This window comes from Microvirga soli (assembly GCF_016734765.1).
GTDB lineage: Bacteria > Pseudomonadota > Alphaproteobacteria > Rhizobiales > Beijerinckiaceae > Microvirga > Microvirga soli.
The window spans coordinates 1-10,436 of sequence record NZ_JAERQE010000090.1 but is presented as its reverse complement, the minus strand read 5'-3'; the positions used below and the strand labels follow the sequence as shown (position 1 = coordinate 10,436).

Annotated in this window: 7 protein-coding genes and 1 pseudogene; 3 read left to right on the top strand and 5 right to left on the bottom strand. The window is 52.7% G+C overall.

Features of this window, described 5'->3' with window-relative positions; translation table 11 throughout:
* Positions 1-80: 80 nt before the first annotated feature.
* A complete protein-coding gene (locus JKL45_RS28450) occupies positions 81-1,640 on the bottom strand; it encodes a glucosamine inositolphosphorylceramide transferase family protein (protein ID WP_201865145.1) in 1,560 nt (519 codons plus the stop codon).
* A 1-nt stretch (position 1,641) separates the two neighbouring features.
* Entirely contained in the window at positions 1,642-2,856 is a 1,215-nt protein-coding gene (locus JKL45_RS28445; protein ID WP_246499077.1) for a glycosyltransferase family 4 protein, read from the bottom strand.
* A 553-nt stretch (positions 2,857-3,409) separates the two neighbouring features.
* On the opposite strand from JKL45_RS28445, the gene JKL45_RS28440 reads away from it, so the two are divergent.
* Both JKL45_RS28440 and JKL45_RS28435 read left to right on the top strand, forming a co-directional pair.
* Positions 3,410-4,675 carry a polysaccharide biosynthesis/export family protein gene (locus tag JKL45_RS28440; RefSeq protein WP_281401831.1) on the top strand — a complete coding sequence of 422 codons (1,266 nt, stop codon included), beginning with the start codon at positions 3,410-3,412 and terminating at the stop codon, positions 4,673-4,675.
* Between the two features lie 170 nt (positions 4,676-4,845).
* Positions 4,846-5,748, top strand: coding sequence for a glycoside hydrolase family 5 protein (locus tag JKL45_RS28435; RefSeq protein WP_201865143.1), 903 nt, complete (start codon positions 4,846-4,848; stop codon positions 5,746-5,748).
* Between the two features lie 110 nt (positions 5,749-5,858).
* Here JKL45_RS28435 and JKL45_RS28430 read toward each other — a convergent pair.
* The 3 genes and pseudogenes from JKL45_RS28430 to JKL45_RS28420 form a co-directional block, all read right to left on the bottom strand.
* Positions 5,859-6,229, bottom strand: a pseudogene (locus JKL45_RS28430) (IS66 family transposase); the annotation flags it as partial.
* A gap of 294 nt (positions 6,230-6,523) precedes the next feature.
* Positions 6,524-7,714 carry a calcium-binding protein gene (locus JKL45_RS28425; RefSeq protein WP_201865142.1) on the bottom strand — a complete coding sequence of 397 codons (1,191 nt, stop codon included), beginning with the start codon at positions 7,712-7,714 and terminating at the stop codon, positions 6,524-6,526.
* A 617-nt stretch (positions 7,715-8,331) separates the two neighbouring features.
* Positions 8,332-9,777, bottom strand: a complete 1,446-nt coding sequence (locus tag JKL45_RS28420) for an exopolysaccharide biosynthesis polyprenyl glycosylphosphotransferase (RefSeq protein WP_201865141.1) — start codon at positions 9,775-9,777, stop codon at positions 8,332-8,334.
* A gap of 316 nt (positions 9,778-10,093) precedes the next feature.
* Here JKL45_RS28420 and JKL45_RS31140 point away from each other — a divergent pair, with 316 nt between their 5' ends.
* A complete protein-coding gene (locus JKL45_RS31140; protein ID WP_512699596.1) occupies positions 10,094-10,327 on the top strand; it encodes a transposase in 234 nt (77 codons plus the stop codon).
* Positions 10,328-10,436: the final 109 nt, after the last annotated feature.

The following is a 10,436-nucleotide window of genomic DNA, read 5'->3' as shown; positions in this document are numbered from 1 at the left end:
GTGAACGCTTCATTGTCCGTCCTTGTGAGGGGCCGGACTCTAACTCAACCTGGAGGAAAATTTCAGTGGCAGGTCACTAGTCATGAAATCAAAGCTGAGATCATACCCGTGACTCCTGGACTGCCGGAAGCCAAGTTCGAGAGCCCGGCCATCGGTTTGTCACGATAGTGCGGAAACAGCTTAGGCGTTTTGAGCGACAGCGATGAACCGTCAATGCACTCGAGAGTCCCTGCCCTATTGAGGGTATGAATGCGACGCCCAGGCCAGTCAGCACCCGGCCGAAGTATCGTATGTACAGTTTGACTAAATCGCTCATCGTCCAGATGCGTAACTTCAGCAAGTCCAAGAGCGCGACCATAGCCATTTCTACAATCCTGCACCGGTCTCCATAGCCGGCCATCGCGGTAAACCATGTTGCCGGCTGGGCGAGCTGCCGAGGCGTCAATGAGAACAGGGTTTGCGGGATGGGGGCGCCATGGCCCAATCAGTTTATCTGCCATGAAGAGCGAAAGAGTATCCGATGGCGCTCCAGCGTCGTCCCGTGTTACGGCGAACATCCAATAACGCCCCTCATGGCGCACGACTGTGGCATCACTTGCTTCTACGGAGTCTAGCAGTATGGCTTCCTCAACCCAACGATCTGGGAAGGGATCCGCACGATACAGGCGAACTGTTCGATCCGTTGAGCTCTCCGGTATCATCCATATCTCACCACCATCAGCGATGATAAATGGGTAAGATAGGTGCCAGGGCATCTCTAAAACAGGTCGCGCAGAGCCTGTTGGGCCGTTTTCGCCAAAAGGCACAGCGGAGATGATTCCCTTTTGAGTGCGGTGTTCGAAATCCTCAGCAAAGACCCAGGTCTCACCTTTCCAGATGACCGGAAAAGGATCCGCGAGGAATCGGTCGCCAGGATTCGGGAGGTCATTCCACGGGGTCCCTCCAATATCGCCACGATCGAACACGCCGGAGCCAGTCACATGGCGCCAGCCCACTCGCCAGTGCGGAGCTCTTGTGCAGAGTCTGTACAGCCGCTTCAACGCCGAGAAAGCGACTTGACGGGATAAATAGTGAATAGCCGCACGTGGACTCGCGGGAGTGGTTTGGACGATTGCCGGCATATTCCGGCACAGCACCGCCTTCGGCACAGAGAGAATGAGAGTACTCACACGTGCTGCAACAGACTCGTAGGCCTCAGTGAGAGATTCAGCCGTCTCTATAGAAGGCAGGGCATACCCGACCCTATTCGTGCCTTCCATGTTGGTGACTTCAATGACCGGAACGCGCCCGGACAACAATGCGCCGAATAGTGCGCTTTCGTCAGCCAATCCATCGTAACGTAGCCGAAGCGCACCCGGGCCCCCAATTCCCGCAATGCTGAGGTCTAAACTTTGCCCTTCAATCTTATCTCCTGATGACAACGCATTCTCGACTCTATCGCTCGCGCGGGGGGCAGGTAAACGGTATATGAACCTCTCTAAAGAAAGAAGAATTTCGATTGAATTTGGAAGAGACTCCCCATCGGATAGGACGAGAGCGACAGGCTTTCTTCCTTTGGACAAGCGAGACACCAGATCAAGGTGCCAGCGCCGCAACCTAGAACGATCAATGATAATGCTATCGATCATCATAATTTTCATCCTAGTCTGAAACCAGGTCTTGGATGAGATCCTCATAGGCTGAGACCATGGATTCCACCGGGTATCGCGTGCTTAGACGCCGCCCCCGAGCAGATAACATTGCCATCTCGGCCGGACTCGAGATCAGCGCGGCTACAGCCTTCCCAAACGCGACCGGATCACTGGCGTCAACAAAAACGGCACACGCTTCTCCATCCTTCGAAAGTACCTCATCCAGCACAGGCAGATGATTTGCAACTACAGGCACGCCGGCTTGAGCTGCCTCGACCGCAGCAAGACCGAAGGTTTCGGCCTGGGACGGAAACACAAAAATATCGAGAGCGGCGAGGAAGTCCGCCACTCCAGTTGTGTCCAACTCCCCTACGAGGTGAAGTCGGTTCGAACAGCCAAATTCACGTGCCAACTTCATGAGGCTCTCAGCCTCTGGACCCTGCCCAGCGAGAGCGAGATGCCAGGTTGGATCCTGTGGCAGCAGGCGAACCGCCGCATCTAGTTGCTTCATGTGGTGGAGCCGTGCGGCACAACCTAGGATCACTGCATCATTTGGCAGGCCGAAATGAAGCCGCGCCGCATTGCGATCCATGAAACTACGCTTGACGGCAACTCCATGGTCGATCCGTGTGAGGCGACTTCGGTACGATTGCGGGTAATTTGTGAAATCAGCCTCTGCACTGCTCGATACGGTAACGATACGACTAAAGATTCCGGACACCCCGAGCCCGAGATCAAGAATACGGATAAGTTTCGATGTTAGAAGCTTTGACGTGTTCTGGTTTGCGATCACATTACGCACGCCTGCGGCTTTCGCTACCGGAGCGCCAATCAAGTTCCCATAATGTTGAAAGCACAGCACAACATCGGGTTTGAATTCTCTAACTTTCTTCCGCAAACGCCCTATGAGGCTTATAAGCGCCAAAGGGTTCGAAGGACGCTTCAGAAGACAGAATTCGGCGGTCTCGTCTTTGTCGAATGACGCCGTGCGTCGAAAGAAAAAGAGCTGTCTTGTAACGTAACCGCGTTGCTCCAAACCTGTTGCTACAAGTCTCGCAATTTCCTGCGCTCCAGCATTCTCGGCTTGAGTCTGGATGAAGAGAACTCGCACATTTCTTTTTCCAGCATGCTTGATGCTGGAGAGCTCTGGATTCTCTGCAGACATTCTTTGCACGGTCTCAAGCGCGCCCATTGATTGTTTCTGACGCGGTATCGACTGCAGCATTCTGATGCTCCCAACCCGGAACGGCGTTTCTCATTCCACTCAAAGCAGAGTGATCGTGCTCATTTTTTACTGCAAATTCGTTCTAAGAAGATCGTATCTTTGGGATACTCGACCAAATCGCACCTGCACAGAAGAGATCAGGAAACTCGCTTGAAGCATTCCCCGCGATAGAGAAGGGCCATATCACTACCGTTTCGTAGAATATTAGGCGAGAAATTCGCAGTAACGCTAAAGGCGTACGTCTTCGTGGCGAACTCCCGTAACTGCTTTTCGGAGTTGCCGGCCTAGACATTGGAATCTTGGAATGGGAAATTTATGACAATACTTTCTTGAGGGGTAACGAAATGCAGGAGCGACGTGAGGACGGCGCTATCATCCGGATTAAGCTTGCGGAATAGACGAAATCTGCCCTGGAGTAGCTGGCCTTAGGTCTCTTATTCATCTCAACTTGATATCTCTGCTTGCGTCTCCTGACCGGCAATTTGTGTCCCCGGAGGCCTGAGGGGCAGGCGTAAAATGCAAAGGTGCTTGATGCACCAAGGCGGAGCAATTGATGAATTACTATAGAACCGCTCTATGCTGCTTGCTCTTCATCTTCACTCAGAGCCAAATCTCCTGGTCAGCGGAGACAGCCCGCACATCAGAGGAGTACAGATTAAGGCCTGGTGACGCTGTGGAGATGACGATCATAGGAGCACAGGAACTTAGAGTACGATCACCAATCGCGTTTGATGGAACCATCTCTCTTCCGCTTCTTGGCCAAGCTGAGGCAGCCGACCTAACACTGTCAGAGCTGCGAGCCAAAGTCGTTCAGCAGGTCTCGAGTAAAATTTACCGCCAACGAACGCCTGAGGGACGCGAAATCGCTCATGTCCTCTCGCCAGATGATATTAGCCTCACGGTCGCCGAGTACAGGCCGATCTACCTGAACGGGGATGTCACCCGTCCAGGCGAGCAGCCGTTTCGGCCAGGAATGACTGTGCGGCAGGCTGTGGCTGTTGCAGGCGGGTACGATGTCATGCGCTTTAGGATGAACAATCCAATCCTTGAATCTGCCGATCTAAAAGCAGAGTACCAGTCATTGTGGATCGAGTTCGCACGCATCCAAGCGCAGACATGGAGGCTCCGCACGGAGCTTGGGGAAGATGTATCTCCAACGCCGAAGCTAGATTTACCCGTATCTCCAGAGACAGTGCAGAAATTCGTCGGCACGGAAAGAGAGCAGCTAAAGGTGCGAAAATCCGACCTAGATAAAGAAAAGTCCAGGTTAAGAGATGCTATCGATCAGGCCAAAATGCAGCTTAGAGTCCTGGCTGAAAAAAAGGCCAAGGATGAAGAGGGAAACCAAGCGGATAACTCTGACCTTGAAAGGCTTCGGCAGCTGCTCGAGAAGGGAACGACGATCAACGTCCGCATCTCAGAAGCTCGTCGTGCCGCCCTGATGTCTTCCACGCAGCTTCTTCAGACAATCGTGGAGATTAGCAACATAGAGCGCCAGCAGACCGAATACGCGCGCCAGCTCGAACGGACTGATGACCAAAGACGCATGTCTGTTCTCACTGAGTTGCAGGAAGCTAACCTGCGCATTGCGCAGGTCACGACTCGGCTTCAAACCGTCAGTGAAAAGCTGCTCTATACCTCAACGTTGCAATCTCAGCTTGTCCGGGGCTCAGGTGGACGCCCCTCATTCGAAGTCTTCCGTAGCGGCCGGAATGGGCGGGAGCGCATCGATGCTGATGAGGAGACAAAGTTGTTGCCGGGGGACGTAGTCGATATCACGCTGCATGTCGACAACTATGCAGGTGTGCCGACTCGATAGATTCTATGCAGCGAAGGACCATTTCTCATGGAGTCGTTATGATATTTGCCTCACCCCTTCGACGTGTGGTCAGCATCGGCGTCATTTCCCTCTTTTCGTTACTGGTGCCCTGCGCGATGGTCAGCGCACAAGACTATTCACCGATAAGCGCGATTGACCAGGTGAAAGCGATGGGCCGTGGAATCAACATCCTCGGTTACGATCCAATCTGGGATGCGCACAGGTACATTCGGTTCAAGGAGCGGCATTTCGCTTTGTTGAAATCGGCCGGATTTCAGACCGTTAGACTAAACCTGTTTTCCTTTAGACACATGGACGAAGCTAACCAACTGAACGCTCGATGGCTTGAGACACTCGACGACGTGATAGACCGGGCTCTCTCCCATGGATTCACTGTCATTATTGATGAACATGATGATGACTGTGATACAGATGTAGTGGCCTGCCGAGGCAAACTGATCGCGTTTTGGGATCAAGTATCCAAGCGGTACAAGAACAAACCTTCTACTGTCTTATTCGAGATCCTGAACGAGCCCGGAGGAGACGTAACTCCTATTATCTGGAACAAGCTTGTTAGCGAGGCTCTTACGGTCATCCGGAAAACGAACCCAACAAGGAATGTCATCGTAGGTCCTGCCGGAGGCTATCGTTACGAGCACTTGGCGGACCTTAAGCTACCGGAGTCAGATCGAAATATTATTGTGACGATCCACTACTACAGGCCCTTTGAGTTTACCCATCAGAAAGCCCCTTGGGACCTAAGGCTTCGCCTGCTGCCATCGCTCTCTTGGGGTTCTGATAAGGACTGGAGCGAGCTGAACTTCAACTTCAGCAACATCGAACGGTGGTCCGAAGAGAACCAAAGGCCAATATTCCTCGGCGAGTTCGGGGTCTACGATGCGGCAGACATCAAGGAGCGAGCTCATTATATCTCCTCCCTCGCAAGACTAGCAGAAAATAATGGTTGGGCCTGGGCATACTGGCAGTTCGATCCAGACTTTGCCTTGTACAACTTTGAGAAAGACGCTTGGGTGCAGCCAATATTGGACGCTCTCGTGCCCGAGCAGCCCTAACTTTTGTTCCACTAATAATTTTTGTTAGCGGAAGGCTGTTGAGATCCGAGCTGGTGAACAGCCAGGCCTTGGGCCCGGGCGGAAGGGCAGGATCGTAGAACCAGCTTGCAGCCGCTGTAGGCATCCACCTGCAGGATGCCGCGAAAGCCTTGAAGATGCCGGGCGGGATATTAGTGCCGGCGATCTCGCGAGGCATAGTAGAGCGCCGCCGGCGGAGCCCGGCCGCCAAAACATGAGTCTTGATCTAGGCGTGAAGCGGCTGCAGCGTCATGGTGCAAGCCCCGACCTGATCGGCCAGCGTCGACACGCTCAGGTTGATGCCCTTACGGGCATAGCGCTCGCTCGGCCGATTGAGAGGTTGGTGCTGGCCAAACTTCTCGAATAGAATTCGGGCTAGCAGGTTTGGCCCGGCACAGCCGCGCGGGGTCACATGAAGCGGCGCCGGCGGCTGAGTGATGGTCTCGCGGACCCGGCAGGCGAACAGAAGCTGGTTCGAGATGCCGTGCCGACGTGTGGTGGCCGAGGTCAAACAGGGAGTCGGCAGGCTCTCTTAGATGATGCGTATCTATTCGCTCTTGGGCCAGCGCCAGCGACGGCTCGTGTCGATGATCTCGATGTGAGTGATTAGCTGACTGTCAGTAGGGATTTCCATACCGACAGTCAGCGAAGAAGCAATCACTCTCGTGAGGCGGCCGTCGGCGAATGCTTCAACAGTGCCGTAAGCTGGTTCGCGAGCACCCCTCAAGCATTGAGTTCGCCATCGTGATGCAGGCCATCAAATGACGAAGAGGTCCTTGTAAGTCATATTGAGGTTCTTCGAGAGTTGCGCGATCTCTATCGCCTGCTTAGAGCCAGAGCCATCGACATCGTAGCTGAGCACACCTGTCTTTTTGTTGTAGATGATGTAATCGTTCCCGTCGTCAGCTTTGGAGCCGATCTCAAAGTATGCCTTCTTGATTTGCTTTGGTTTAAACTCAGAGCCTGATCCAAGCTTCTTGAAGATGGCATTATCAAGCCACACAGAATCCTGCTTGACGTTGAAGTCAGCAATCTTATCAAAATTTACGCGCCGGTCCGTCTTTGCAGTGCCAAGCTTGGTGTCGAACACGAATACGTCCGAACCAGACTGACCGTATAGCACGTCATTACCCCTGCCCCCGTAGAGCCGGTCATTTCCATAATCGCCATATAGCTTGTCGTTACCGCTCTCCCCGTAAAGAGCGTCGTCGCCCCACCCGCCGTATAACCTGTCTGCCCCGCCGGCAGACATGATGACATCATTACCGCCCAGTCCGCTGACAACATCATTGCCGGCGCCGATATGTGCGTTGATACCTTGGCCAAAGAGGATGGTGTCAGGCATGTCATCACCAGAGATGGTGATCCCTAAGAAAGGTGGAGCCACCCTCTGATCGGACACGACGACTCTTAACATATCAAGGATCTCATCCTCTCCGAAGTATAGATACTGCTTGGCAGAGCCATTCAGACCGGTATCCATAGGCGCATTGAGCAGGAAAGTGATCTGCCCGCCCTCGCCAAGTGATAGTGTACCGGTGCTGGCATTGTTCGCAGCATCCGACTTCGACAAAGTCGCCTTCGCTGGATCGTAGAATCCAGCAGTAGTACCGAAAAGGTCGGAAGCATTGAATATCGGATTGTCGTCTGGATGCCAGGATGTCAGAAAGCCTGCGTTGAGGACAACACCTGCGCTATAATCCAGTCCAGCAGATACTTCGAACTGCTCCTTCGTCACCTCCCATGCAGCAGTTGCGTAGCGCGTTGAGAGTTTGACGAAGTCGATATCGGATCCGGACGATGCCTGAGTCGCCCCCGATCTGAAACCGTCATCCTGCAGAGTGATTGATTGAATGTTAGCTAGACCTGCTTGGCTAAGGTCAATTCGGTAGATGTTGACTGTCCCGGAAACTCCAACGAACTCCGGAGTTAATGTAACTGATGCCATAAATTTTCTCCTCCCGAACCGAGTTCTGAGCCAATAATTCCGGAGGAGAGACGAGATTCATAGCCGCGAAAAGTGATATCAATTTGTTCTTAAGAGCTATGTCTTTGCAAGATCATAAAAAAATGTGAGTAGCAACCTATCTAAGAATTTTCTGATGGTGACCGAGCATTACTTCCTTTGCTCTCGACAGTGCTAATTGACTTAGAGGTCATATCACGGAACCTCATAGGAGACTCTTTCTAGGATCGTAAGATGGAGCCACCGACTCCTCTTTTCTAGATCCTGCCTAAGCCCGTTCTCACGCATAAGCCATTGGAGTTCGGCCGCTGTGGCCTTCTGACGCTTTTCGAGCGGGTCCACAATCCCACGCTCACGGGGGCGTCAATCCAGCGCCGCAGAGTCAACATGCCTACACAGATATCCTTGGCGATCGCCCGGCGGCTAGGTTGCTGATCAGAGCCAGCCACACGGGCTCATCCTAAAACTTCTTCGCGAAGCGTGTAGGGCATGGAGATGCTCCTGCTTAAAGACCCGCTCTCCAATTTTTCCGGAGCAAGTCATATAATACTGCAACGGCGTACCTGCATCGATAAGATGAATCAAAGTGGATGCACATTTCAGTATGCATGAGGATCATAGAACACCCGGACCACTGTCATTAGGATGATCTTTATGTCGAAGAGAACAGACCAGTTCTCGATATAATAGAGATCATAATCCACACGCTTCTTGACTTGGTGCCGGGAGAAAAGCTCCCCGCGAGCGCCATTGATCTGGGCCCAACCTGTTATTCCCGGCTTTACCCTATGTCGTGCACCGTAGTCATCAACAAGAGCTTCGAGTGTCTTACCTTCGGCGGCTGTCTTCAGCGCGTGTGGCCGAGGCCCGACGACGGACATCTGACCTTGCAGGACGTTCCAGAACTGCGGCAACTCATCAATGCTCGTTTTGCGTATAAACCGGCCAATACGCGTCACGCGCGGGTCATTTTTGCTCGTTTGGCGACTAGCGTCCCGATCAGCGACTTCAACATACATCGAGCGGAACTTCCATACGTCGATGATTTCGCCATCAAGACCTGTTCTCGGCTGCTTGAATAGGACTTCACCTTTACTCTCCATCTTGATGGCGATCGCCGTTATAATCAGAAGAGGCATGGTGACGAAAAGCGCGACGCTCGCGACAACAATATCTTCGATACGCTTTATTGTCCTCTCCCATTCCGCGAGAGGAGGCTCGAGAATTTGCAGAAGAGCCCTGCTTCCGAAGCGGCGCAGGCGGATCGCCCTTTGAAGACAGATGCTTGCATCAGGAAGTATGAGAACCTCGAGAGCATGATGGGACAAAGCATTGAACTTGCTGATCGCCTCCTCTACCTGAGGCCAGGGTAAATTGAAGATGACTACGTCAGGCTTTAACCTTTGAATATAGACCATCAAATCGGGAATTTGCGCAACGTCCTGTGCTAGGATCGTGCCGACCGCCCGAACCCGATTGCGCGTTTCAATTGCCAACTGGTCTTCACTGAATGCGTTGCTGCTGCAGGTGATGATGAGTGCCTGCTTCAGATAGGCCCCTTTGGTGAGTTTCGCTTCGACAGCGGCAAGAACAAGGGCTCGGAGAGAAGTTATGAGGACAAATGAAAGAGACACCCAGGAGAAGAACCATACGCGAGAATAGTCTTCTGTCGTCTTCGTAGCGACTCCTATCATCATCGCTAAAACGAAAGTTATGGTCAAAGCAGCGATCAGCCTCGGAATGGACCAGTGCCAATCGAGACTTTTATCAACATCGTAAACAGCGAGTGTCCTGGACGCGAGCAAGAACAGGAGGGTGCAGCTGCCGACCGCAGACATATAAGGATTTAAGTGTCTATCAGAGATGCCATCGTATAGGAGAATCGGAAGTACGCCTGTAGAGAACAGAATGATCACATCGGAAAAGAATAAAGCAGCTGTGTACCAATGAACAGATATTCTCTGGTTTCTGGCGGGCGTACTATGGAAACTCACATCCTCGAGCGCGGACGGTTCGATCAGCTCGGCATGTCGTACACTTCTCATCGGGTCGACTCCGGTTCTATCTCAAGAGTAGTCAATCCATGCCGAACCTAGCCAATGCTATTTCGTGCTTCCGATGAAGATTAAGAGGCAAACTAAAGAGGTATAATTGGCGCGCTTCAACCAACCTGTTTCGGCCAGTGATCTCGTTGCGTCCCACAGACGGCCCCAGGTAAATATTCGGACCTGAACAACTCACAACAGATTGTGGGTGAAGGAATCTTCGTTGTCGTGAAGCATTTTAGAGTACCAGTATCTCGGATGCGACCGGTTTGATATTGACGTTTTGCCATGTGACGCAACCGATGATGCACAACTCGTGCAATCTCTGCCGCAGCCGTCTCGACCGGATCCTGAACCCGGGCATGAGCTCTTTCCCCTAGCCGATCTGATCGAATGCGAAGGGATAGATCAGGAGTTTGGCAGCGTTCAGCGTCCGCTTGGATACCCGGTTAAATGTACCCGGAAGATGGTGGGGCTGTCGTATCTACAGCACACCTTCAACCTCTCCGATGAGGCGGTGGTGCGGCGCTGGGTCGGGATCTCTTATTGACAGTAGTTCTGCAGCTTGGACGCAATCACCGGCTAGCTGTTTGGTAGCGGAACGTTGTTGGGACCAGGTGCGTTGCGCGATTGAGGAGTACACTTGGCGCTTTGAGAGA

Coding starts and splice junctions, on each gene's coding strand:
- JKL45_RS28450 (WP_201865145.1), bottom strand. CDS start 1,640: ATGAAAATTATGATGATCGATAGCATTATCATTGATCGTTCTAGGTTG.
- JKL45_RS28440 (WP_281401831.1), top strand. CDS start 3,410: ATGAATTACTATAGAACCGCTCTATGCTGCTTGCTCTTCATCTTCACT.
- JKL45_RS28435 (WP_201865143.1), top strand. CDS start 4,846: ATGGGCCGTGGAATCAACATCCTCGGTTACGATCCAATCTGGGATGCG.
- JKL45_RS28445 (WP_246499077.1), bottom strand. CDS start 2,856: ATGCTGCAGTCGATACCGCGTCAGAAACAATCAATGGGCGCGCTTGAG.
- JKL45_RS28425 (WP_201865142.1), bottom strand. CDS start 7,714: ATGGCATCAGTTACATTAACTCCGGAGTTCGTTGGAGTTTCCGGGACA.
- JKL45_RS28420 (WP_201865141.1), bottom strand. CDS start 9,777: ATGAGAAGTGTACGACATGCCGAGCTGATCGAACCGTCCGCGCTCGAG.